The following is a 23,530-nucleotide window of genomic DNA, read 5'->3' on the forward strand; positions in this document are numbered from 1 at the left end:
CCGCGGAAGTCGCTGTGCGGCCCTCAGGGCACGCGCGTGTCACCCGGGTGGACGGCTCTCGCCCCCTTGCGGGGGCGAGTCGAGGGGGGAGCGCGAGCTCCCCCTTTTTTCTTCCCCCGCCGCCCCGCGCGGGCGGGCGGGGAGGCGATATCGTGACAGCGCACCTTGCAATGATTTTGCGCACCCATGATAGATACAATAGTGATGGTATGCCTATTGATATCGGGAGGTGCCTATGGCCGAGGCTGGCATCGGCGTTGATATTGTCGAGATTGCCCGCATGGAACGAATCATGCGCGACACTCCCGGCTTCTTCCCGCGCATGTTCACCGAAGAAGAACGACAGTATTGTGAGGCCAGTGCAAGGCCGGCAGCACACTACGCCTGCCGGTTTGCCGCGCGTGAGGCCGTTTTAAAGGCTCTCGGTGTCGGATTTGGCCAAGAGGGCGTTGGGCGTAAGGACGTCTCTGTCTCTCGTGATGCCAATGGTCGCCCGCTTGCCGTCTTGTCTGGTGGGGCCTTGGCCATTGCCCAGCGTCTTGGCGTGCAGGAAGTGGCCCTTTCCCTTTCGTTCACGGGTGAGCTTGCCGTTGCCAATGCCATGGCGATTACTCCTGATTTCAGGCCTAAAGCTAAGGAGGAGCGCGTTTCCGAACGCGAACGTCTCGCGCAATCTTTTCGCGAGGCGCGTTCGGTTCTCGACGAATTGGAACGCGTTCAAAACGCTGAGCTGCTAGAATCGACTGGCGATGCGCCGGTTGTCGAGAAGGGTGGTGCCGCATGAAGCCTGTGCTGAATGTCGAGGAGGTTTTACGTCTCGAGGACCTCATTGAAAAGGAAGGCACCTCCAAGGCTGCGCTTATGGAGCACGCTGGCGAGTTTGCTGCTGATCGTGTGTACGAATTCGCGCCCAAACACGTTGTTGTCCTTTGTGGCTTTGGCAACAACGGCGGTGATGGATGGGTCGCTGCCGATATCCTCAGTCATAAGGGCGTCACGGTTGATGTTGTCACGCCCATCGAGCCCAACGAGAGCAAGAGTCCCATTGCTCGCCATGTGGCTCGAAGGACGGCGGGGCGGGATGTTCGCGTCGTTGTGGGCCCTTCTCGTGATGAGCTTACCGCTATTCTCTCTAAAGCCGATGTGGTGCTCGATGCAATATTGGGAACCGGGTTCTCGGGGTCTGTCCGCGCGCCGTTTTCCATCTGGATTCCCGCGCTCAACGAGCTTGGCCTCACCGTTGTTTCCATCGATGTCCCCTCGGGTCTCAACGCTGAGACAGGTGTTGTTGATTCCGTCTGCGTAGAGGCCACGGCGACTGTCACGCTTCTCGCTCCCAAGATCGGTTTGTATAGCGGAGAGGGGCCCGAAGTTGCTGGAGAGATCTCCTGCGGTGAGCTGTATGACCGGCTTGACGAGGTGATTGACGACGTCGAGCATGCGGCAGAGATCATAGAGCCGGCGGACTTGGTGGAGTATATTCCAGATTTACCTGCCAACGTCAATAAATATAGTCGCGGATCCGTTTTGGTCGTCGCTGGCTCTGCAACGTATCCAGGAGCGGCAATTCTGGCGGCCAAGGCGGCCGCGCGCGCTGGTGCCGGCTATGTGACGGTTGCCGCCCCCGAGCCATGTGCCAACCTGATTCGAATGGCGCTTCCGTGCGTTCCGGTTGTGGGTATTCCCTCCGACTCCCGCGGTGCGTTCGGTGCGGCGGCGAGCTCCCCCGTTCGTGAGCTTGCAAAGAAATTTGATTGCGTGTTGTGTGGTCCTGGCATGACGGTGACGGCGGGCGGTATGCAGGTGGTGACCGACCTTCTGCGTACCGAAGTTCCCTTGGTGCTCGACGCCGATGCACTCAACTGCATGAGCAGGCTGGCAATCGGTGGAATCGAGGAGACGCCGGAGGTGTATCGTCGTGAGGCACCGCTCATCCTGACGCCGCATAATCGCGAGCTTTCGCGACTTGTGGGAGATGCGCGCGTCGATGATTTGAGCTCCGCCATCGATGCGGCGCAAAAGCTTGTATGGGCCGCTGGTTCCGACAACCTCATCGTGATTGCAAAGGGCCCCTCCACGGCAATCGTGGGTGTTGAGAAGGTGCTCCTGCCTATGAGCGGTCCCGCATCATTGGCGACCGCGGGTTCTGGTGACGTGCTTGCCGGCATCATTGCCGCTAACGTCGCGGTGAGTCACGGCGAGGTCGATCGCTGGGAGCTGCTTTGCGCCTATGCGGTCGCCGTGCACTCGTATACCGGATATGCCGCCGCGGCTGCCATGGGCGAGCGAAGTGTCATCGCGACCGACCTGGTCGACGTATTGGGCGATGCCATGCACCTTGTCGAGAGCGAGGCGCTCAAGGATGCCGGGATCGAATTGGGGGAGTAGGTCATGCAGACGTTGAGCGAACCACCCACACGTTGGGCGTGGTCCGAGATTAACACGGGCGCCCTGCGTCGCAATACGCGAGCATTCAAGGGGCTTGTGGGAGCGCGTCAGCGCCTCTGCTGCGTGGTCAAGGCGGACGCCTATGGACACGGAGCGGCTGCATGCGCAAAAGTCATGCATGCAGCAGGTGCCGACATGTTTGCCGTCGCAACGGTACTCGAGGGCGTCGCCCTGCGCGAGGCGGGGCAGAAGCTCCCCATCCTTCTTCTGAGCGAACCTCCCACCGATGCCATCGATGCGCTGCTCGAACACGAGATTATGCCCTCCGTGTATTCACCGGAGTTCGCATGGGCATATGGTGAGCGGGCGGCGAGCCTTGGCAAGGTGGGCAAGTACCACATGGCCATCAACACGGGCATGAATCGAATTGGCGTGCACTATACGGAGGCCATCGATTTCAGACGCAGCGTCGACTTTCATTCCGGGTTGCAATGCGACGGCACGTTCACGCATTTCGCGACTGCCGACGAACCCGATGGATGGGATCATCAGCTGCAGTGCAAGCGGTTCTCCGAGGCGATCTCCGGCTTGCGCGAGGCGGGCTTTGATCCGGGAATTGTGCATTGCGACAATACGCCGGGATCGATTTTGAACCCGTCGATGCATTTCGACATGATCAGGGCGGGAATCGGTTTGTATGGATTGCAGCCGTGTGACCGCACCGCCACGGTGTTTCCGCTTGAACCTGTGATGAGCATCAAGGCTCGCGTGACGCATGCGTGTCATCCGGCCATGGGCGAGGGAGTCGGCTATGGGTTTACCTACCGTGTCCCGCGCACGCGTGTTGAGATTTGCACCCTGCCGATCGGTTACGCCGACGGCCTTCCGCGCGTTCTGTCCAATCGTATGGAAGTGCTGTTCGATGGGCGACGCGTTCGCCAGGTGGGAAATATCTGCATGGATCAGTGCATGGTCGCCATCAGCGAAAACCCCATGCGCCCGGCACCCGAGGCCGAGGTGGGAGACCTTATGACGATTGTGGGGCGCGATGGCGAGGCGCGGATTACGCTCGACGAGCTCGCTGCCGCGTGCCAGACCATCAACTATGAGTTGGCATGCGGGTTTGGCATGCGCTTGGAGAAGATTTACGTATAAAGGGGCTCGCCGGGCTCGAGGTGACGAAGGGACTTCGCAATGGGTGTCATGCACATTCCCGGACATGAGAATCAGAAGCCACGGGAAGTCTCGCTCGATGAGATTCGTTCTGTCTTGGGTGACTGCAGGCTGTGCGAGTTGTGCCAGACGCGCACCAATATCGTGTTCGGCGTTGGGAATCCTCGCGCGCGCGTGATGTTTGTGGGGGAGGCTCCTGGTAAGAACGAGGATCTGCAGGGCGAGCCGTTTGTGGGGCGAGCGGGCGAGAATCTCAACGGAATCCTCTCGCTCGCTGGTCTGCGCCGTGAGGATATCTATATTGCCAACGTGCTCAAGTGCCGGCCTCCGGGAAACCGTAACCCCAAGGCGGACGAAGTCTTGGCGTGTTCTCCTTTTTTGCGCGAGCAGATTAGGAGCATTTGGCCGGATGTCATCGTGACGCTGGGAAATCCGGCGACGCATTTCGTGCTCAAGACGGAGGTCGGCATCACCAAGTTGCGCGGCCGCTTCCACCAAATGGGGCATTTCACCGTCATGCCAACCTTCCATCCTGCAGCCGCGTTGCGAAACCCGGCGTGGCAAGAGCTGCTCGAAGCGGACTTCCGCATGTTGGGGGAGTATTTGGCGCAGCATCCCATCGATGCCGGACTGCGCACCGCCCATGAGGCACGTGCCAAGGGCGAGGGTGCAGGGACGTCGACCGTAGATGCCTCCAACTCGGATGCCCTGCCACGGATGGGAGAGTAGTATGGCGCTTTCGCGCAAGGGGGACCGGCTCTACGAGAGTGCGTCCGTTGAGGATACGGTTCGCTTGGGAGAGCTTGTCGCTGCCTGTTTGGCCGATGGCGACGTGTTGGTGCTCACCGGCGGCCTGGGTGTGGGCAAGACGCATTTCACCAAGGGCGTCTCGGCTGGACTGGGTGATGACCATCCCGTGACGAGCCCCACGTTTGCCCTGATGGCTGTGCATGATGGCGGACGCATTCCCTTGTTTCACTTTGACCTGTACCGCCTTGAGCACGCCTATCAGCTCGAAGACACGGGCATCTTCGATGTGCTCGGCTACGAGGGGGCATGTCTCCTCGAATGGGGCGAACAGTTCCAGGACGAGTTGACCGATGAGTATCTGGGCGTAGTCATATCGCGCGTCGAGGGTGAGCCCGCTGGGCGGAGTATCGAGCTTGTGCCACATGGCGCACGCGCGGAGGAGCTGGCGCAAGCCATCGACGCTGCGGTCCTGGCCGCGCGGTAGGTGCGTGGCTGCGGCTGCGCGGCACCCCCCGTTTGATCCCGGGGATGATTTGGATGAACGATTGCAGTTTGGAAGGGCGCTTCCGATGAAGTTGGACGATTTTCGCACGCTGATTGTGGCGATTGACACCTCGACGGACATGCTCGCGTGCTCGGTTGCCTGGTGGACGCCCGAGGTGTTCTTTGACGACACGCCCTCGCGTGCGTGCGTGGAGGTCCTGGCCTCTCGTGACCATCTGTGCCGCAGGCATGCGAACGTCGAGTTGGTCGATACGGTGAAGGCGACCCTGTCGGATGTCGGTAAGACGATTGAGGACGTGGGCGGGTTTTTGGTTGGACGCGGGCCCGGTTCGTTCACGGGGGTGCGCATTGGCATCTCGACGGCAAAGGGTCTCGCCTGTGGCGCGAATGTGCCGTTGATGGGCGCGTCGACGCTCGACGCCTACGCTTGGACGGCGTGGCGCTCCGGCGTTCGCGGCATGATCGGCGTTGCGGCAGATGCCATGCGTGGCGAGATCTACCCGGCTTTGTATGAGGTGGGCGATGGCGGCCCCAAGCGCCTGTTTGAGCGAGAGCGCGTGATCAAAGCGGATCTCGTCGTCAAGGAGTGGACATCTCGGCCAGATGCCGCCGATATCCAACTCACGGGTGACGGCCTGGTGCGCTATGGGAAGCTTTTTGAGCCATCGGGCATGATGGCGCGCGCGTTGCCGCGTGAGCTTTGGTGGCCTACGGGCGAAGGGTTGCTCTTGGCTGCCGCGAGCCCCGAGGGCCTCATGGCCGCCGGCAGCAGTGATCCTGCCGCCGTGCTGCCCGTGTACACCAGGCTGTCCGATGCCGAGGAGAACGAGCGTAAACGCTTGGGGCTCACCGAAAGCGTTAATACTGCCACGACCGGCGTGGCTGACGAGCTGGCGGGTCGCCACTTGCAGCTGCGCCCCATGGCGGCGGCGGATGCGGAGGCCATGGCAGCGCTGGAGCGTACGTGCTTTGTCGGCGCGGGTCACGAGCCGTGGAGCGCATCCATGTTTTTGGCGGAGCTTGACCCTGAGGCCCCGGCTGCCCGCTCGTGGTGGGTCGCTCACGACAACGGCGAGCTGATTGGATTTGCCGGCGGCATGGTCGTGGACAAGGACGTGGAGATCCTGGACGTTGCAGTCGCGCCCGAGCACCGCCGTGAGGGCATCGCGCGCAAACTGCTCGCGCATGTGAGCTATGACGCGCAGATGCTGGGGTGCACCTCGGCATCACTCGAAGTCGAAGCTGGCAATGCGTCGGCGATCGCCCTGTATGAGAGCCTGGGATTCGTCGAGGTGGGGCGTCGTCGTGGATATTATGGGGCAGGAGTCGACGCGCTTGTGATGGGGGCCTCCTTGCCCTTGGTGCTGCCCGTGGATGCCGCCTCGCCCGAGCCGACCGCGGCATCGGTGCGCGAATGGCCCCTGCCTGCACCTGAACGCACCGACGACGAGGCCGCCGAGCTCGCCCGTCGTCAACTTGTGCTCGCCATCGAGAGCTCTTGCGACGAGACGGCTGTGGCCATCATCGACGCCGCAGGCAATCTGCTGGCAAATCAGGTGTCGACCCAGATTGACTTCCATGCGCGCTTTGGCGGCGTTGTGCCCGAGATCGCCTCGCGAAAGCATGTCGAGGTCATCGTGGGCATTGTTGATGCTGCCCTGGGGGAAGCCGCGGTGTCGCTGGGGCTCAAGGGCGGTGCCATTGCTCCTTTCGAGCTTGCTGCCGTGGGCGTGACGCAGGGGCCGGGCCTCGTGGGTGCGCTGGTGGTGGGCGTGGCGTTCGCGAAGGGCTTTGCCTTCGCCGCGGATAAACCGCTTATCTGCGTGAATCACCTTGAGGGGCATCTGTTCGCCAACAAGCTCACCACGCCCGATCTTGAGCCGCCGTTTATCTTCACGCTCGTCTCGGGCGGTCATACCATGCTCGTGCATGTGCGGGCTTGGGGCGATTATGAGGTCATGGGCGAAACGCTCGATGACGCCGTGGGCGAGGCGTTCGACAAGGTCGCCAAGGCGTTGGGTCTGGGTTACCCGGGCGGCCCCGTGATTTCGCGCCTCGCGGAAGACGGCAATCCCAAAGCGATCGACTTCCCTCGCGCCCTTAACAGCAAGGGAGACTACCGCTTCTCATTGTCGGGCCTGAAGACCGCCGTGACGCTGTACATTGAGCAGGAGACTGCGGCCGGTAGGACAATCCATCTTCCCGATTTGGCCGCCTCGTTCGAAGCGGCGGTGTTTGACGTGCAGTACAAGAAGGCGAAGAACGCACTGCGTGAGACGGGTGCTCGCGAGTACTGCATCGGAGGTGGCGTCGCCGCAAATCCGCACCTGCGGAAGATGATGATCGAGAAGCTCGGCCGTCAGGGAATCCGCGTGACCGTGCCACCGCAGAACGCCTGCACTGACAACGCGGCGATGATTGCCGTGGTGGCCCGCGAGAAGTTCCTGCGCGGAGAAAGCTCCGACTTTACGGTGGACGCCGATCCCAATATGACGCTGTAGCGACCCCGGCCGCCCGCCACCGCATGGGCGTTTTGTCCGCCGCGAGTTCCGCACGAGCCGGAGGGTCCAGTGGACCCTCCGTGCGAGCAGGACTGCCCGAGCGCCGGACAAAACGCCCCTGCGGTGGCGGGCCTAGAGGCAGACTTGTGGCCATTGAGCCGAGCGCGGCGGAAACAGGGTGTTTCATAGTTCGAAACACGTGAGAAATATAGTTGACTCCATCTTGCTAAAGCGTGATACTGCGCTATGTTCACTTTAGTCGATGAAAGCAGAAGGGCTTTCGTCAGGACCAAGAGGGTTTTTGAAGTCATGCATCAGTTCAGCCTATACATTCGCCTAATTATTAGCTAGCACGGGTTGGCGTGGTGTCGCCGCCCGTGCATTTTCACGGGCGGCTTATAGGTTGTGGGCCGTCGTATCGTTCGACGGCCCATTTTTTTGGCTTTAAAGCTCACGAGGGGGAGGAAAACATGAACGGAGTTGTATTGATGGTGGTGGCGGCGGCGGTTTTGGCTGTTGGCTACCTGGGATACGGTCGCTGGCTCGCCAATACGTGGGGCGTTGACCGCGAGGCGCTCACGCCCGCTCGCCGCATGGAGGACGGGCATAACTTCTCGCCCGCCTCGGCATTCACGGCGTTCTCGCACCAGTTCAGCTCGATCTGCGGTGCGGGTCCCGTGACGGGCACCATCGTCGCCATGGCGTTCGGCTGGCTGCCCGTGGTGCTGTGGGTCCTCGTGGGCGGCATCTTCTTTGGCGCCGTGCATGATTTTGGCGCGCTGTACGCCTCGATGAAGAATAACGGCAAGTCGCTCGCACAGCTTATCGAGAAGTACATCGGTCGCACGGGCCGTCGCCTGTTCCTGCTGTTCAGCTGGTTGTTCTGCCTGATCGTCATCGCCGCGTTCACCTCGATGGTCGCCGGCACCTTCAAGTTCACACCCGACGCCGCCGGTGCGGTCGATGTTGCCAAGTCTTACGCCGCGGGTTGCGCCGGCACCATCTCCATCCTGTTCACGTTCGTCGCGATGGTTTTTGGCTGGGCTTGCAATAAGTTCAACCTCACGGGTGCCAAGCAGTTCGTTACCGGCGTCGTGCTCATGGTTGCCATGTTCGCCGTTGGCATGCAGTTCCCGGTCTACCTCGATCTCAACGGCTGGATCGCTGTCGTGATGGTCTATCTGGTCTTCGCTGGCGCCATGCCCATCCAGATGCTCAAGCAGCCCCGCGACTATCTGACCTCCATCATGATGATCGTCATGATCGCGTGCGCCGTGCTCGGCATCGTCGTTCTGGGGGCCAAGGGTCAGGCCACCATCACCGCACCGGTGTTCACGGGCTTCACCACCGCCTCCGGCATGATGTTCCCGGTCCTGTTCGTCTCCGTTGCGTGCGGCGCGCTCTCCGGGTTCCACAGCCTCGTGTCTTCCGGAACCTCCTCCAAGCAGGTTGAGAACGAGGCCGACGCCGTCAAGGTCGGATACGGTGCCATGGTAGTCGAGTCCTTCGTGGGCGTCCTTGCCATCATCGTCGCCGGCATCATGTTCTCCGACATGAACACCGCGGGAACCGGCGCGCTCAACGCCGGCGTCGCCTCCACTCCGTTCGCCATTTTCGCCACCGGCATTGCCCGCGGCATGCAGGCATTTGGCGTGGACGGCACCGTGGCCACCGTGTTCATGACCATGAATGTTTCCGCCCTCGCCCTGACTTCCCTTGACGCGGTTGCCCGTATTGGCCGCACGTCTTTCTCCGAGTTCTTTGCCACCAGCAATGACGCCCTCGCCGTTGAGAACGAGAAGACCGGCGTCATGAAGGTTCTCGGCAACCCGTGGGTGGCCACCGTTGTGACGCTGCTGCCCGGTCTCGCCCTCACCTTTGGCGGTTACCTCAACATCTGGCCGCTCTTTGGCGCTTCCAACCAGCTGCTCGGCGGTATGACCATGATCACGCTGGCCGTGTTCTGCAAGTGCACCGGCCGATCCGGTTGGATGCTCTACGTTCCCGTTGCGTTCCTGCTCGTGTGTACTTTCACGTCGCTCGGCATGAGCATCATGGGCTGCGTCACTGCGCTCCAGGCGGGCGGTATGGCCGTGATGGCAACCTCTGGTTTGCAGCTCGTCTTCGCCGTGCTGCTGGTCGCCTTGGGCCTGATCGTGGCCGTGAACTGCCTCAAGGAGCTCGTGGGCAAGGATTCTGGCTCCATGCCCGATGAGGAGCCCGAGTGGTCCGAGATGGGCGCCCGCGATTACCGCGCCGGTAAGTTCTCCGGTAAGGCCGAGGTTCCCGAGGGTATGGGCGTCGAGGCATAAATCCTCTTAGGACGCCTGCGGGTTGCCCGAAAGGGCACGGTCTGGGGCGTTCTTGCCCCGTCCTCGCATCAGCATAGCCCCCACGTGAACGGGCTTCGTCGTATGCGCGACGAAGCCCGTTTTTCTTCGGTCGTTTTGCTGCAGTCGATTTAGCAGATGCGGGGGAGCTGCTCGCCCACGAGCATGTCGAGGATGCGCGTTGAACCCCACGGGGTGCGCACGCGGACGGAGCCCGTTGTGCTCGCGGGTTGGCTGGAGCCATCGGGCAGCGCGGCGATCTCGCCGATGATGGCGGCGTTTTCGCCGTAGCGCGATGCGCGCATGGCGGCAAGGGCAGCTTCTGCCTCTTCTGCGGGCACGACGGCAACCATCTTGCCCTCGTTTGCCACTTGGAGCACGTCGTAGCCGAGCATCCCACACGCGCCGCGCACGGCGGGTTTGACGGGGATGGCCTCTTCATCAACGGCGATAAGGACGCTACTTGCCTGCGCGAACTCGTTGAGTGTGCTCGCAAGACCTCCGCGGGTGGGATCGCGGAAACACCGGGTGTGAGGTGCCGCTGCAAGCACGTCTGCGATGAGGTGGTTGAGTGGCGCGGCATCGCTCTCGATGGGCGTGGAGAATGTGAGGCCCTCGCGTTGACTCATGACGGCAATGCCATGGTCGCCAAGGGTGCCCGAGACGAGAACGAGGTCTCCCGGCAGGCAATTCGAGCCGGAGAGGTTGACACCCGCGGGCACGATTCCCACGCCGGCGGTATTGATGTAGACGCCGTCCGCCTTGCCGCGCTCAACGACCTTGGTGTCGCCGGTGATGATGCGCACGTCCGCTTCGCGGGCGGTTACGGCCATGGATTGGCAGATGCGTCGCAGGTCTGCGAGCGGATAGCCCTCCTCCAGGATGAATCCGCACGACAGATAGAGCGGTCGCGCCCCCGAAGTTGCCACATCGTTGACGGTGCCGCAGATGGCCAGCCGACCGATGTCGCCGCCGGGGAAGAACTGCGGCGTAACTACGAAGCTGTCGGTTGACATGGCGAGCCGCGCCTGCGCGGTCGTGTCGTCGTGGGTGGCGGGTTCACGGGTGGACGGCGAAGTGCCGATTGTGGCTGATGGGGACAGCTCGGCAACGCCTGCGTCGTTGCCGGCGAGGAGCTCGGGCGAGCCAAAGGCCTCGAGGAACACCTCGTCGATAATGCGCTTCATCATCTGCCCGCCCGATCCATGGCCGAGCTGCACGGTTTCTGCTTGTATGCCCATGATGCCTCCTTGGTGCTATGCGCGGTATCGATAGTACGCGGCGCAACTGCCCTCCGAGCTCACCATGCAGGGGCCGACGGGGTCCTCGGGCGCACACTTCCGGCCAAAAAGCGGGCATTGGGTTGGTGCGATGCGCCCGCGAAGCACATCGCCGCAGCGACATCCCTGTGGCTCAACGGTCTGTTCGACTTCCACCTCAAAGCGGCGTGTGGCGTCGAATGCCGCGAAGTCGTCCCGTATGCGCAGTCCCGATTGCGGGATGGGGCCCAGCCCGCGCCAGATCGCGTCGCAGGGCTCAAAGACCTGATTGACGAGTGCGCGAGCGACTGCGTTGCCCTTCGTATCCACACCGCGACGGTATGCATTTTGGATGGCGGGTTCGTCCCTTTCGACCATGTTGACGAGCACGGCGATGCCCTCCAAGACATCGACGGGCTCAAAACCCGTGATAACGCCGGGGATGCGGAACTCATCGACAAGGAACCGGTACGGCTCGATGCCGGTAATGGTCGAGACGTGTCCGGGAAGGATGAACCCGTCGATGTGCGTATGCGGATCTCCTGCAATCGCGCGGAGTGCGGGTGGCGTGGTTTTGTGGGCGCAGAAGACCGAGAAGTTCCTGAGGCTCTGCGCCTGCGCCTCGAGGATGGCGGCGGCTATAGTCGGTGTCGTGGTCTCAAAGCCCACGCCCATGAAGATGACCTCGCTGCCGGGATTGTCATGCGCAAGCGAAAGCGCATCGAGTGGCGAATACACCATGCGCACGTCACGGCCCGCAGCCTTCTCCGCCGCGAGCGAACTCGTTGACCCGGGCACACGCATCATGTCGCCGAATGTCGCAATAATGGCTCCGGGCACGCGCGCGAGGGCGATGGCGTGGTCGATGTCTTGATTGGCGGTGACGCACACGGGACACCCTGGTCCGGAGAGCAGACGCAGTCCATCGGGCATGACTGAGCGGAAGCCATAACGGCCGATGCTCACAGTGTGCGTGCCACAGACCTCCATGAGGTTGATGGCGTGACCGCCGGCGAGTGCGTGGATGGTGTCGATGAGCGATCGGGCAAGCGCCGGATCGCGAAAAGCGTCGAGTGGGGGTGCTGCGTTCGCCGCGACGTCTTTAGCGGTGCCCTGGGTCATGCCGGAAGTTCCTCATCAACCAGATCGGCAAGGTCTTCGACGATGCTGAGGGTTTCCGCCGCTTCTTGGGCATCGATGATTTGGATGGCAAAGCCGGCGTGCACCAGCACATAGTCGCCTACCGCGGCGTCTGGTGTGAGGCGTATGGAGACCTCGCGCTGCGCGCCGAGCATATCGACCGTTCCGCGCGCGTCATCGTGTAGCGAGAGTATTTTGCCGGGAACCGCGAGACACATGCCAACCTCCCAGGGTCGCGTCATCGGTCTAGATGGTAACGCTACGGGAAAAACGAAGCAACGAACCGGCGTGCCGCGGGTGCTATGCTCCGACGACCCACGCGGCGACTGCCGCTTGACCGTAGGCTATGCATCCGTCGTTCAGCGGAAGGCTGTGAGGCGTGAGGACGGTGAGCCCCTCCTGTTCAAGCGCGGAGGAAACGCCGTCAAGGAGCAGGCGGTTCATGAAGACGCCGCCGGAAAGCGCAACGGCGCGCACACCGGTGGCGTCTGAAATGCCGATGACGGTTTTTGCAGTGATGTCGATGATTGCCCGATGGGTGACCCATGCAAGCTCCTCGACGGGTGCGCTGTGCGCCATCCCGTCGAGGAGCTTGATGAGAAGCGGGCGGACGTCGATCGTGGCCTCTTCGGTGGACACATGCTCCCCGGGGCGGTTCGTGTAGCCGTGCGATGGTTGGGGGCTAGCGGTAAAGCAGTCGCCCTCATCGTGGTGCGTGCCTGCGTCGAAGCGCTGCGCGCTTACGGCACCGCACCTCCGAGCGTGCTTCCACGCGGCGGCCTCGAGTTCGATTGCCGGCTCGCCTTCGTATGTCGCCACGTGGCATATGCCAAGGATGGCGCTTATGGCATCGAGCAGGCGACCCATACTGCTGGTGCTTGGGCAATTGATGCCGCGCTCGAGCATGCGGGAAGTGAGCGCGCGCTCATCGGAGCTCAGTGTTGCAAGGAGCGTGCTGGCGCCGGGGTGGTCAAGAAGGCCGTGTTGCTCAAGCAGTGAAAATGCGTTGCGGCGCGGGTCGCGGACGCTGGTGCTCCCGCCGGGAAGGCGCCAAGGCTCGAGATGCGCCACGCGCTCATAAGACGAGAGGCTTGCGAGGAGAATCTCTCCGCCCCAGATGGTGCTATCGAGCACAGGGTTGCGGAGGGGGCCTCCGGGGTTCGGAGTCGCCCCCGCCCCCGTGCCGTCAAAGGCGATACCGATAACACGTGCAGCGGGATCGGTCTCTCCGTGCACGGCTGCCTCTGCGATGACGGAGGCGATGTGCGCATGATGGTGCTGCACGCGGACGAGCGGAAGGCCCAGTGCCCGTGCCTGCTCCTGCGCCCATTGGCTGGAGAGGTATCCCGCGTGGGCATCGCAGGCGAGCACGGAGGGGCGCACATCAAAGAGCTGCGTCATGCGGTCGAGCGCCATGTTCCATGCATCGAACGTCTCCGCGTTTTCAAGGTCGCCGATATGTTGGGAAACGAAGCACTCCTCCGTGTCGAGGTTGCCGGGACGGGTGAGCGCAAGGGTCGCCTTTTGCTCGGGTCCGCACGCCAAGACGCAGGATGAGCACGAAGCGGGCGGAGCGGGCAGCGCAATGGGGCGCGGGGCAAATCCTCGTGCCCGCCGCACGAGCTGGACCTTACCGTTGACGACCCGCACGACGGAGTCGTCGAATCGCGAGAGAATCGCCCGATCGTTACCGAGCAGGGCGTCTGCCATCTCGCTGGCGACCAGGCGATCCCATGCGTGCTCATCGTCCTTCTCGATGGGCTCTTCGCTTATGTTTCCGCTGGTCATGACGAGCACATCGACCCCGCGCGTTCGGCATTCCTCCATGAGTAGGTGCTGGAGCGGCGTGTAGGGCAACATGACGCCGAGTTCGGGAAGGTCGAATGCGACGGCGGGGGCGAGCGGCGTCTTGTCCTCTTTTGTGGGGCACGTTTCTTCGGCGTGCCGCATGAGCAGGACGACGGGACGGACGCTTCCGGTAAGCAGGTCGCGTTCCACCTGGTTGATGCGGCACAGCTTCTGCGCGATCTGCACATTGCGCACCATGACGGCGAGTGGCTTATTGCTTCGGCGTTTTCGGCGGCGCAGTTCGCGAACGGCTTGTTCAGAATCGGCGCGGCAGGCAAGATGAAAGCCGCCTAAGCCCTTGATCGCCACAATGCCGCCGGCGGTGAGGACCTCGGCGCAACGCGCGATGATGGCATCGCTTGCCTCGAGCGAATCGCCCATTGCGGTCTCGTGATCTTCTCGTTCGCGCCATGTGATGTGAGGGCCGCACGCAAAGCAGGCGTCCGGCTGCGCGTGAAAGCGCCGGTCAAGGGGGTCGCTGTATTCGTCGGCGCAGTCGGGGCACATGGGAAAAGCGCTCATGGAGGTCTTGGCGCGATCATAGGGCAGATCGCGAATGATGGTGAAGCGCGGTCCGCAGTTGGTGCAGTTGATGAAGGGGTAGTGGTAACGTCGGTCTGTGGGGTCGAAAAGCTCGCGCAGGCAGTCGTCGCATGTGGCGATATCGGGGGAAACCAGCGTCGTGTGGGCCGTCGCATCGCGGGAGGCGACGATGCGGAACGCGGGCATGCCGCAAGACTCGTGGGCCTCTGAGTGCTTTCTGCGCGCGCTCGTCCCGCCCGATGTCGTCGATGCCTGCACCACTGTGTCGTCGTGTGCGTCGAGCTCCTCCACGGCGATGTGATCGATACGGGATGCCGCCGGCGCGTGATCGCGCAGCGAGCGCACGAACACCTCGAGTGCATCTTCTGCCGCACGGGCCTCTATATGAACTCCGTCTCCGGCATTGAGCACCCATCCCGAAATGCCATGCGCCACCGCTTCGCGGTACACGAACGGGCGCATGCCCACTCCCTGGACAATGCCGGTGATATGTATGCGCACGTGTTTCATCGCCAGGTGCTTTCGTGTTTGTTTGCCATTGCGGATTCGCTTGCGTGGCGACGGGCTTTGGGTTGCCTAGAGTTCTAGGCTGGATGTGGTCGCCGCGCAGGTGAATTCGCCATGGCTTACCCCGCGCAGGCCCAAGAGCCTGTCGGCGAGCTCGTAGACGCGCGCGCCGACTCCCTTGAGGGCGAGAATCTCGAGGCAGTTGTGGTGATCGAGGTGTACATGCATGGTAGAGACGATTTCATCCGTGTAGTCATGCTGGACCTCGTCTAAACGACGCGTGAGGTCTCCGGTGTGATGGTCGTAAATCATGGTGAGCGAGCCAATGACCTGCTCTTCTGGGGTGCGCGTAGTCTCGCGGACAAGGGACGCGCGAATCAAGTCGCGAATGGCCTCGGAACGGTTTGTGACGTCGCCACGTCGGGAAATCTGCTCGTCAAAGGCGGCGAGAAGGTCTTCGGGCACGGTGACGGAAAAGCGGGCGAGTTCCCCGGAGCCGCTCGATGGCTGGACGGTGCAGCTTCGGGCATTGCTCTCGGCGCGTGCATGATGGCTGTGGCCGATGTGGGCGTGCTCGTGCGCCATGACTACACCAGCTTGATAGTGCCAACGGCGTTGTGGTCGGCTTCGATGGCCTCCTGATAGCCCTCAAGCGCGCCGCGCGCCTCATCAAGGGCACTCATGGCGGCCTCGAGCTTGCCGCCGATGCGCTCCATGTCATAGGTCTCCGTGGCGTGCAGCAGCGTGTGGCTCCATTCGCGGGCAAGCGCGATGGCGTCGTCTACCTGCTTGATGCTCATCTCGAGCTGCCCCATATTCATGCCTGCGTCGTGCATGTCGTGCTCCTCGATACGCTCGGGCCGCTGTGCAGCCCCCCGTTGTGACGGGACGGTCGATATGGGTTAAGTGTACTCTTTTGGCTCTCGTGCCGCCTGGGCATGGTGCCGCGAGAGTTAACTTTCGCGGCGCTTTTTCGGGCGTAAGTCGACAAAAGCTCCCCGAGAGTTAACTCTCGGGGAGCTTCGGCAGCGGTGAGAGGCCGTGCGAGAATTCCTCGCAAATTGCAGCCTGGTTATGGCTGGCACGTTGTGCATGGCGACCAATCGGCAGCTCCGGTTATTTGGGAGCGTTCCTCTACACGTATTGGTAGGTGTCACCCATGGGGACGAATGTTACAGGGACTTCCTCTGTTTCGAGCGCTTTGGGAAGCCATGTTGCCATGTATTCCATGCCGGGCTCTTCCAGATTGAAATGTCCGATTTGAATGGCGCATTTGCCGTGGCCGAGCATAGCGGCATCGCGCACGTATTGGCAGGTGGTGAAGTCAATCATCTCCATGCTAAGGAGGGCGTCGATGCGCTCGGAATCCATGGCGTTGGCGGTAGCGGTGTCGCCAGGTCCTCCCATGATGTGCATGGGAATACGGACTCGTTCAACATCTGTATCCAGGTCTCCCACTACGCGCACCCCGTTTAAACCGAGCTTGTTTACGATTTGCTTGGCGAGGGACCGTGCGGGCGTAGGAGGGATTACGTAATCCATGCTGTTGAACAGCTTTCCCGTTCGATAGCCGAGCCATCCTAGTTTCCAAGCGAAGCCGTAAAATATGCCATCGGCCATCGATCCGTTTTCCTCGATGGGAACTCCAGCGTGGATATAGTCATGACAGCGCCAGATGGCTCCGCCCCAGTTATCGAGCAGTTCTTTCTTGGCTATAAATGCGCTATTGTCGGCAACAACATCTTGATGGTCCCCGTGATTCCAAAAGAGGGCCTCGTGGGTGATGATGAGGTTCGCCCCGCTCTTTCGCGCCTCATCGATGATGTGCGCGGTTGGCCAAATGCACGTGATGATGCCCGTGCACTCCTGATCGGTGTTGCCGTAGGTGACTTTGTCGCGCGTGGTGACGGGGTCGATCGGGTTGCCCGTGAAAGCGTCGATGCCGCAACAAAAGTCCTTGGTCTTCTGGATTGCCTCGCTGATGAGCATGGTATGGCCTCCCGGATTCGTGAGTTGACGTGATGAAGAGGGCGAGGAGCGCTATGCCCCGTCGCCCTCTTAAATGGTAATGGCTACCCTGTGGGGTTTAACGGGCGACGCTAGTCGCGTTCGCTAAGGGGCCCGTTCTCGATCTCGTCCTTGCTGAAGCCGAAGAACCACGTTGCTGCGAAGGAGACTGCAAAGCCCGCCGCCGCAGCGATGCAGGCGAACAGGAGGTTTTCCGTACCTCCGCCCACAAAGGTGAGGATAGACAGGACGCTCGACGGAAGCCCGGCTACGTATGCAGTGACGCCGAGTGCGAGTGCGAGCGCGCCGGAAACGAAGCTCCCCGCCATACAGCAGGCGAAGAGCTTGGGGTAGCGGAAGGTCATTCCGTAGATGAAGGGCTCGCCGACGCCTCCAATCAGCTGTGCCACAAGATAACCGGCGCAAGCGCTCTTCTCGTCGCGAAGCTTAAGACGGAGGAACGCGGCGATCTCCGCACCAAACGCAGGCCAGAGGCTAATGGTGATGGCAACGAAGATAAATGGGTCAAAACCAGCTTGGAGGAAGGCGACCTGAGCGATTCCGATGAGCGCAACATGCATGCCGGTGATGACCATGGGGAGCCATGCCGCTGCAAGGATGCCGCCGCCAAGGATGGAGATGACGCCGCCGGAGGTCCCTAGGAACTCGAACGCGCCGGCGAGTCCGTTCCCGAGCCAAGAGCCAGCAGGGGCGAGTAGGCAGAAGGATATGGGGAGCGTGATTCCGAGAGTGAGGAAAGGAACGAACACGGTTTGCAGTGCATCAGGCATGTGTTTACGCATAATGCGCTCAATTGCATAGGCAACAGGGATGGTCAAGAGAATGGGCAGAACGGTCTGCGCATAGGCACCAGGAGCGCATGGGAAGACACCGTAGATGCTAAAGTCTGCCCCTTCGGCAGCGAGTGAGGAGAAAGTTGGCTCGATGAGCATGCCTCCTAAAAACGCACCGAGAATCGGCGTGAGTCCGATTTGCTTGGCAGCATTAAATCCAAGGTAGATGGGCATAAAGTAAAATGCGGCATTGTAGATCATGTCCATAAAGCGAACGAGGTCGCTGTCCGCGGCCATGACGCCAAGCATAGTGGGCCCAAACACAACGCCAATGGTTTTGAACAGGCCAGCGGCAAGAAGGACGGGGATCATCGGCGTCATGGAGCCGGCAAGATAGTTCATGATGTTTTTGCCGACGCTTGCCATGGTGAGCTTTTCCTTTGGGCCATCCAGATTCTCGTCAATCGCCGCCTGCTTGGAAAAACCTCCAAGGATACAGAGTTCATCGTAAACCTTGGGAACATTTTGACCGATGATGACTTGGAACTGCCCGCCGGACTCCTGTGCCCCGAGGACGCCGTTGAGCTTTTTGACGGCTGCGGTGTCCGGCACGGTGCGATCTTTGAGGGTGAAGCGCAGGCGGGTCATGCAGTGTGTCACAAAACTGACGTTGCTCTTGCCGCCGACTGCCTCGAGGACGTCGGCTGCGATCTGTTTATTGTTGGCCACAGTGGACTCCTTTCACGTATTGCGATGGCAGGCGAGCATGCGCTCACCATCGCGGGCATCGCGCGAGCGTATGCGGATGCCTTACGAAACGGTCTCTATGCCCTGATCGGCGTGCGCGCCGTGCCGATCCCGGATAGCTATCTTTACGCGCTGGGATTATTGCCTGGGCGGGCTACATCGGAGCGTGAACAGATACGGTTGACGTGAAGAATGAGGTAGAGTTTTTCTTCATCGGTGAGTGATTGGCGATATGCGCTTGAGATGAGAGCCGCAATGGCGTCGACGCACGAGGAGACAGCCCGGTTGTCCGCTGCAGCCATTTGGTACATCTCGGAGTTGTCAGAGGATATGGAGTCGCCGGAGGCTACGCGTCGGATAAGGTATTGCAGGTGGGTCGCGAACCGAGCAAAGCCAAATCCCTCTCGGCTGACGGAGGCCCCCATGTTGGATTCAATGAGCGAGATTATCTGCTCAAGCAGGTTGTCCTGCTTTTCTGCCTCATCGCTTGAGGAGGCTCCTGCTGAACTGTAGGCACCGTTTATCAGGCACATGGCAATGCCGGATATCTCGTTGCTGGGTGGCGCGACGCCGAAGTGCTGCCGAATCAGGCCGAGTGACCATTGCGCGATCTTATATTCCAGCGGATAGTTTTGTTGGAGATCGTACGAAAGCGGAGCCGAAAGATAGATATGCTCGCGCATGCGTTGGATGGCAAACTGAATGTGGTCGGCCAGGGCGACCTCGATGTTCGGGCTCAGGTCGTAGCCCAGCATGCCTCTTGCTACGTTGACAATCTGGGCGCTTACCTCAAGGTAGTCGAGAGAAAGGTCGCGCATGAGCTCAACATAGCGTGGCTCGACGTCGTAAAAGGTGTGGTCAACAAGGTTGAGGTCAACGTCTTTGCCCACGGTGCATTGCGCTAGGCCTTTACCGAGGGCGACGACCTGGTGGCCAGCGGGGTCGATGCACAGCACGGCGTTGTTGTTAATGCGCTTGAGTACGATCACGGGCCCTCCCTCGGCATGAAAAAACGGAACAGACATAATGCGCCCTGATGCGCCCAGTCTGCCCCGTCGCAAAAGCGTGGGTAACACCCTGTGTACGCATTGCATAATACTTGCCGAGATTGTAGGGCGTCAAGCGAATGGCTGGAGATGGGGGAATTTGCCGCTAGCCGATTCGGGCGTACCGCTCACGGATTACTGGAGACCCTTGGGGAGGGGCGGCTCTCGTGCCGCCCGGGTATGGTGCCGCGAGAGTTAACTTTCGCGGCGCTTTTTCGTGCGTAAGTCGACAAAAGCTCCCCGAGAGTTAACTCTCGACAAAGGATAGACAGATTTGGAGCAAGATTACGGGTGGGAGATTATGCGGCGCGAAGCCCGGGCACCTGGGCGCGTCTTGCTGTTGGAAGAGTGGAGGGGGCGCCATGCACATGCTGGTCGTTGATGACGAGGTCGATATCGCGAATATGCTTGCGGAGTATTTCCGTATGGAGGGTTACGAGGTCACGACTGCGCATAGCGGCGCAGAGGCGCTTGCCGCTGCCTCGGCCGAATCTGCGCTCGGCATCATACTGCTCGATGTGAACATGCCGGGTATGGACGGCTTTGAGGTTTGTCGTCGCCTGCGCGAGCACGTGAGCTGTCCCATCATGTTTCTGACCGCCCGCGTCGAGGACGTGGACCAGCTCGATGGCTTCGCCGCCGGCGCCGACGATTACGTGCTCAAACCCTTTTCCCTTGAGGTGCTGGGTCGTCGTGTGGCGGCCCACATGGCGCGCGAGGGGAGGGCCCGTGGCGGCAAAAGCGGCAATGCCGCACGGTTCTTTAGCGAACTTACCATCGATTACGCGCAGCGGGTTGTGGAGGTCCACGGAGCGAACGGCGGGCGGCAGCCATACGAGGCGGATGACTCGATCACGGCAGCCGTCGACCTCACCAAACTTGAGTTCGACATCGTCGCCCTGCTGAGCAAACGCCCCGGCCAAGTGTTCGACCGAGATGCCATATACGAGCGCGTATGGGGCTGGGACGCCGCGGGCGACCCCTCGCAGGTCCGCGAGCACATCCGTCGCATCCGGAACAAGTTCGCCGCCGCGGGCGTGGCCGAAGACCCCATTGCTACGGTTTGGGGTGTCGGCTATAAGTGGGTGGCCAAGTGAGGCGCGCGGGAGATGCGGGCGGATGGCATTCCCGGCTGGCTGCGCGCGGGGATGAGCGCCGCGCCCGTCGCGCGTCGCGTCGCGAAAGCCGGGCGCGTGAGCGCGAGGCCCTCAAGCGGCTTCCCCGCCGGGAGCGCCTTGGCGCATGGTGGCGCACGCGCCCGCTCGGCCTGACGTTCACGGTGTATCTGGGCGCGTACCTCGCGGTCGCCACGGTGCTGACGCTGGGGCTCATCGAGCTTCTTTCCACCTGGAACAACGGCTACTACGAACTTGAGGTGACGTTCGAAAACGGTCTGACGCAGCGCGGCGTGGTTGATTCGGGGCCATATATCTATGACCCCGTGGCGCGAGAATTGCTTCCCGCCTCCGAGCTTGACCTGCCGGGCAACGGTCCGCTTGCGGTGTTCATCGCCACGGGGGACTGGGAGGCCGGAGACGATTACGCGCCTGAGGGTGCGGATGCGGCCAGCGTGATACACGCGACGGTCGACATGGTTCGCGACGGACAGGTCCAGCTGTACGACTGGGGTCTCAATTACAACGAATGGTATCCGCAGGAGGAGGTCCTCGAGGTGAACAACTCGATCTCCGCGGACAATCTGGCGCGATATGACGAGCTTAGCCGCGCGAATCGCCTGCAGAGTGTCGAGCTGTTCGAGTCGATGACCGACGCGGACCTGGAGGAGACCTTTGGCGAGAACCTCGTCTCGAACACCGCATATTATGCGGCATCCCAGCGCCCCGCCGGCCCCATGCCGTGGATTCTGGCGATTGCTACCGGCCTTGCTCCGGTGCTGGCCTACGGCGGGTTGGGCTGGATCACGTTCCGCAGGTTCTATCGGGTGCATATCGCCGGTCCTTTGGGCGAGCTCTCGGGTGCCGCGGAGCGCATAGCCAGGCAAGACTTGGACTTTTCGATTGAGCGGGTTCGGGGCAAGGAGCTTGGCCGCTTGTCGGAGAGGCTCGAAGACATGAGGGCTTCGCTGCTCGATGCCCAGCGGGAGCTGTGGCGTACGGCGGAAGGGCGCCGCCGCCTCAATGCGGCGTTCGCGCACGATATGCGCACGCCGATTACGGTACTCAAGGGCACGGTCGAGATGGCGCAGATGCGCCTGCGCCGTGGGGATGCGCTTGCAGAGGAGTCGCTCAACACGCTTTCGTCGCAGGTGATGAGGCTTGAACGATACGCTACAGAAATGGGCGGACTCACCAAGCTGGAGGATCGGCCCGTCGAGCGCCGCATCATGCCGACAAGCGAGCTCGTTGACGAGCTCGCCGCCCATGCCGCGGAGGTTGTCGCGGCACGTGGCGAGGGCCTTGGCCTTCGCGTGAGTCCGCAGATGCCGCCGGTGCATTTTGGGCGGGCGGGCACGGCGGGGAAGGAGCCGATGGTGGATCCGACGGTCCCGATCGTGCAGAGCCCCCGTCCGCACACCGCGGATATGGAGAGCGGTCTCGCGTATGTCGACCTTTCTCTCGTCGAGGAGGTGCTCGATAACCTGCTGAGCAACGCGTGTGGACACGCGCGCGGTGTCGTTGGGCTGGAGGCAGTCGTGCGGGAGGGTGAGCTCGTCCTCCGCGTGAGCGATGACGGTCCGGGCTTCACGCCCGAGGCGCTACGCCGCGGATGCGATCCATTTTTCAGCGAGAACAAGTCTGCCGTGCACTTTGGCTTGGGGCTGAACGTGTCGAGCATCCTGTGTGGGCTGCACGGCGGTGCGCTTGATTTGGCGAACGGCGAAATGGGTGGCGCATGTGCGTCCGCGACGTTTGACGTGGATGGCACGGAGCGAGAGGGGTGACCGCGTTCCTGCATACGATTGAAGAAGGGGGAGCTTGTTCTCGGTGATGCGCCGACCTTACCTTAAGAAAAGCTTACCTTAACGTAAGGCTTACTGAATTGTCATCACTGGTAGACAAAAGGTAGACACGCGGTTGAGAAACTATCCTTGTCCTAAAACCAAGGAGGGATCGCGATGATGGAAATGCAGCCCGAAGCGGAAAGCTACACCGGTCAGGTCTCCTGCGGGGGAGCTGTGCGCCGTGTGGATACGGGCATTCTCGGCGAGCTGCGCCGTCGCGTCAAACCCGAGGTGGAGGAGGCTCGAGAGCGCGCGGCCTCCGCGTCACTGGCTGCAGATGCGATGCCTGTGGCGGGTTTCGCGCCGGCGGAGGCTGAGTCTGGAAGCGATCTCGACGCCCGCCGAAAGACCTTGCGCCGCCGCGTCGTGATCGTCCTCGTCGTCGCCGCGATTGGGATCGCCGCTGCGTGTTGGGAGTATCTCCCGAGCATGCTCGCATGGCTTGCGGACCCGCAGGCAGTGCGGGCCTTCGTCGCCGACAACGCGGTGATGAGCCGGCTCACTATGCTGGGAATCAACGCGACGCAGATCTTCTTGGCGTTCCTGCCCGGCGAGCCCGTCGAGTTGGCGAGTGGCTACGCTTTTGGCTTCTGGGAGGGTACGGCGTTGTGCCTCGTGGCCTCGGCGGTTGCGACTTCGGCAATCTACTGGACGACGCGCCGGTGGGGCTGGCGCTTGGTGGGGTTGTTTTTCGATCGAAGCCTGTTCGACCGGTTTTCTTGGCTCAACAATGCCAAGCGCCTTGAGTTGGTGATGCTCGTCATTTTCCTCATCCCGGGCACGCCGAAGGACTTCCTCACGTATTTCGCCGGGCTCACCAAGATGCGCTTTGCCCCCGTCGTTCTTATTGCCACGTTCGGTCGCATTCCGTCCATCGTGACCTCGACGGCTGCGGCTTCTGCCGTGGGTAGCGGCAATTGGGTGATGGTCGGCGTGGTTTTGGTTGCGTCTGCACTGCTCGTCGCCGCGGGTGGCCTGATGTATCGCCGCGTGCGTGCACGGGCGAAGTAGATCCTGCAAGGGGAAGCACG

At 61.7% G+C, this 23,530-nt stretch carries 19 protein-coding genes; 10 read left to right on the forward strand and 9 right to left on the reverse strand.

The window, feature by feature from the left end:
• Positions 1-235: 235 nt before the first annotated feature.
• The 7 genes from acpS to Q5Q88_RS07300 all read left to right on the forward strand — a co-directional run bounded on the left by acpS (position 236) and on the right by Q5Q88_RS07300 (position 9,628).
• Positions 236-784, forward strand: coding sequence for a holo-ACP synthase (gene acpS, locus Q5Q88_RS07270; RefSeq protein ID WP_302742610.1), 549 nt, complete (start codon positions 236-238; stop codon positions 782-784).
• The gene (locus Q5Q88_RS07275) at positions 781-2,388 is read left to right on the forward strand and encodes an NAD(P)H-hydrate dehydratase (RefSeq protein WP_302742612.1); all 1,608 of its coding nucleotides are present in this window, start codon (positions 781-783) and stop codon (positions 2,386-2,388) included. Before acpS ends, Q5Q88_RS07275 begins: the two co-directional genes overlap by 4 nt.
• A gap of 3 nt (positions 2,389-2,391) precedes the next feature.
• Positions 2,392-3,543: an alanine racemase gene (gene alr, locus Q5Q88_RS07280; protein ID WP_118652695.1), complete on the forward strand. Its 1,152-nt coding sequence runs from the start codon at positions 2,392-2,394 to the stop codon at positions 3,541-3,543.
• Positions 3,544-3,582: 39 nt separating this feature from the next.
• Positions 3,583-4,290 (forward strand): uracil-DNA glycosylase, encoded by a 708-nt coding sequence (locus tag Q5Q88_RS07285; protein WP_118652697.1) that lies wholly within the window; start codon positions 3,583-3,585, stop codon positions 4,288-4,290.
• A 1-nt stretch (position 4,291) separates the two neighbouring features.
• On the forward strand, positions 4,292-4,795 hold the full coding sequence (tsaE, locus tag Q5Q88_RS07290) for a tRNA (adenosine(37)-N6)-threonylcarbamoyltransferase complex ATPase subunit type 1 TsaE (RefSeq protein ID WP_294160116.1): 504 nt from the start codon (positions 4,292-4,294) through the stop codon (positions 4,793-4,795).
• Positions 4,796-4,880: 85 nt separating this feature from the next.
• On the forward strand, positions 4,881-7,316 hold the full coding sequence (tsaD, locus tag Q5Q88_RS07295) for a tRNA (adenosine(37)-N6)-threonylcarbamoyltransferase complex transferase subunit TsaD (protein ID WP_302742617.1): 2,436 nt from the start codon (positions 4,881-4,883) through the stop codon (positions 7,314-7,316).
• A gap of 470 nt (positions 7,317-7,786) precedes the next feature.
• On the forward strand, positions 7,787-9,628 hold the full coding sequence (locus Q5Q88_RS07300; protein ID WP_302742619.1) for a carbon starvation protein A: 1,842 nt from the start codon (positions 7,787-7,789) through the stop codon (positions 9,626-9,628).
• A gap of 149 nt (positions 9,629-9,777) precedes the next feature.
• Here Q5Q88_RS07300 and hypE read toward each other — a convergent pair whose 3' ends face one another.
• The 9 genes from hypE to Q5Q88_RS07345 form a co-directional block, all read right to left on the reverse strand.
• Entirely contained in the window at positions 9,778-10,887 is a 1,110-nt protein-coding gene (gene hypE / locus Q5Q88_RS07305; protein ID WP_118652705.1) for a hydrogenase expression/formation protein HypE, read from the reverse strand.
• Between the two features lie 15 nt (positions 10,888-10,902).
• On the reverse strand, positions 10,903-12,027 hold the full coding sequence (gene hypD / locus Q5Q88_RS07310; protein WP_118652707.1) for a hydrogenase formation protein HypD: 1,125 nt from the start codon (positions 12,025-12,027) through the stop codon (positions 10,903-10,905).
• A complete protein-coding gene (locus tag Q5Q88_RS07315) occupies positions 12,024-12,263 on the reverse strand; it encodes a HypC/HybG/HupF family hydrogenase formation chaperone (protein ID WP_294160112.1) in 240 nt (79 codons plus the stop codon). Before Q5Q88_RS07315 ends, hypD begins: the two co-directional genes overlap by 4 nt.
• Before the next feature lie 82 nt (positions 12,264-12,345).
• Complete coding sequence (gene hypF, locus Q5Q88_RS07320) at positions 12,346-14,946, reverse strand: carbamoyltransferase HypF (protein ID WP_302742623.1); 2,601 nt, start codon at positions 14,944-14,946, stop codon at positions 12,346-12,348.
• A 66-nt stretch (positions 14,947-15,012) separates the two neighbouring features.
• Positions 15,013-15,528, reverse strand: coding sequence for a nickel-responsive transcriptional regulator NikR (gene nikR, locus Q5Q88_RS07325; protein ID WP_294123757.1), 516 nt, complete (start codon positions 15,526-15,528; stop codon positions 15,013-15,015).
• A gap of 2 nt (positions 15,529-15,530) precedes the next feature.
• Positions 15,531-15,779 (reverse strand): hypothetical protein, encoded by a 249-nt coding sequence (locus Q5Q88_RS07330; protein ID WP_118652715.1) that lies wholly within the window; start codon positions 15,777-15,779, stop codon positions 15,531-15,533.
• A gap of 298 nt (positions 15,780-16,077) precedes the next feature.
• On the reverse strand, positions 16,078-16,932 hold the full coding sequence (locus Q5Q88_RS07335; RefSeq protein WP_118652717.1) for a Nif3-like dinuclear metal center hexameric protein: 855 nt from the start codon (positions 16,930-16,932) through the stop codon (positions 16,078-16,080).
• Positions 16,933-17,042: 110 nt separating this feature from the next.
• A complete protein-coding gene (locus tag Q5Q88_RS07340) occupies positions 17,043-18,473 on the reverse strand; it encodes a PTS transporter subunit EIIC (RefSeq protein ID WP_294123748.1) in 1,431 nt (476 codons plus the stop codon).
• Positions 18,474-18,616: 143 nt separating this feature from the next.
• Entirely contained in the window at positions 18,617-19,480 is an 864-nt protein-coding gene (locus tag Q5Q88_RS07345) for a PRD domain-containing protein (RefSeq protein WP_294123746.1), read from the reverse strand.
• A gap of 419 nt (positions 19,481-19,899) precedes the next feature.
• On the opposite strand from Q5Q88_RS07345, the gene Q5Q88_RS07350 reads away from it, so the two are divergent.
• The 3 genes from Q5Q88_RS07350 (at position 19,900) to Q5Q88_RS07360 (ending at position 23,510) form a co-directional block, all read left to right on the forward strand.
• A complete protein-coding gene (locus tag Q5Q88_RS07350; protein ID WP_302742628.1) occupies positions 19,900-20,634 on the forward strand; it encodes a response regulator transcription factor in 735 nt (244 codons plus the stop codon).
• A complete protein-coding gene (locus tag Q5Q88_RS07355) occupies positions 20,631-22,439 on the forward strand; it encodes a HAMP domain-containing sensor histidine kinase (protein WP_294160098.1) in 1,809 nt (602 codons plus the stop codon). Before Q5Q88_RS07350 ends, Q5Q88_RS07355 begins: the two co-directional genes overlap by 4 nt.
• Before the next feature lie 174 nt (positions 22,440-22,613).
• Complete coding sequence (locus Q5Q88_RS07360) at positions 22,614-23,510, forward strand: TVP38/TMEM64 family protein (protein WP_294160096.1); 897 nt, start codon at positions 22,614-22,616, stop codon at positions 23,508-23,510.
• Positions 23,511-23,530 lie beyond the last annotated feature (20 nt).

This window comes from uncultured Collinsella sp. (assembly GCF_959026545.1).
Taxonomy (GTDB): domain Bacteria; phylum Actinomycetota; class Coriobacteriia; order Coriobacteriales; family Coriobacteriaceae; genus Collinsella.

What these genes read in the sequence shown, in the direction of transcription:
- Q5Q88_RS07300 (WP_302742619.1), top strand. Translation starts at nt 7,787, where the DNA reads ATGAACGGAGTTGTATTGATGGTGGTGGCGGCGGCGGTTTTGGCTGTT.
- Q5Q88_RS07350 (WP_302742628.1), top strand. Translation starts at nt 19,900, where the DNA reads ATGCACATGCTGGTCGTTGATGACGAGGTCGATATCGCGAATATGCTT.
- alr (WP_118652695.1), top strand. Translation starts at nt 2,392, where the DNA reads ATGCAGACGTTGAGCGAACCACCCACACGTTGGGCGTGGTCCGAGATT.
- tsaE (WP_294160116.1), top strand. Translation starts at nt 4,292, where the DNA reads ATGGCGCTTTCGCGCAAGGGGGACCGGCTCTACGAGAGTGCGTCCGTT.
- Q5Q88_RS07285 (WP_118652697.1), top strand. Translation starts at nt 3,583, where the DNA reads ATGGGTGTCATGCACATTCCCGGACATGAGAATCAGAAGCCACGGGAA.
- Q5Q88_RS07330 (WP_118652715.1), bottom strand. Translation starts at nt 15,779, where the DNA reads ATGCACGACGCAGGCATGAATATGGGGCAGCTCGAGATGAGCATCAAG.
- hypF (WP_302742623.1), bottom strand. Translation starts at nt 14,946, where the DNA reads ATGAAACACGTGCGCATACATATCACCGGCATTGTCCAGGGAGTGGGC.
- Q5Q88_RS07335 (WP_118652717.1), bottom strand. Translation starts at nt 16,932, where the DNA reads ATGCTCATCAGCGAGGCAATCCAGAAGACCAAGGACTTTTGTTGCGGC.
- Q5Q88_RS07360 (WP_294160096.1), top strand. Translation starts at nt 22,614, where the DNA reads ATGATGGAAATGCAGCCCGAAGCGGAAAGCTACACCGGTCAGGTCTCC.
- Q5Q88_RS07315 (WP_294160112.1), bottom strand. Translation starts at nt 12,263, where the DNA reads ATGTGTCTCGCGGTTCCCGGCAAAATACTCTCGCTACACGATGACGCG.
- hypD (WP_118652707.1), bottom strand. Translation starts at nt 12,027, where the DNA reads ATGACCCAGGGCACCGCTAAAGACGTCGCGGCGAACGCAGCACCCCCA.
- hypE (WP_118652705.1), bottom strand. Translation starts at nt 10,887, where the DNA reads ATGGGCATACAAGCAGAAACCGTGCAGCTCGGCCATGGATCGGGCGGG.
- Q5Q88_RS07275 (WP_302742612.1), top strand. Translation starts at nt 781, where the DNA reads ATGAAGCCTGTGCTGAATGTCGAGGAGGTTTTACGTCTCGAGGACCTC.
- tsaD (WP_302742617.1), top strand. Translation starts at nt 4,881, where the DNA reads ATGAAGTTGGACGATTTTCGCACGCTGATTGTGGCGATTGACACCTCG.
- nikR (WP_294123757.1), bottom strand. Translation starts at nt 15,528, where the DNA reads ATGGCGCACGAGCACGCCCACATCGGCCACAGCCATCATGCACGCGCC.
- acpS (WP_302742610.1), top strand. Translation starts at nt 236, where the DNA reads ATGGCCGAGGCTGGCATCGGCGTTGATATTGTCGAGATTGCCCGCATG.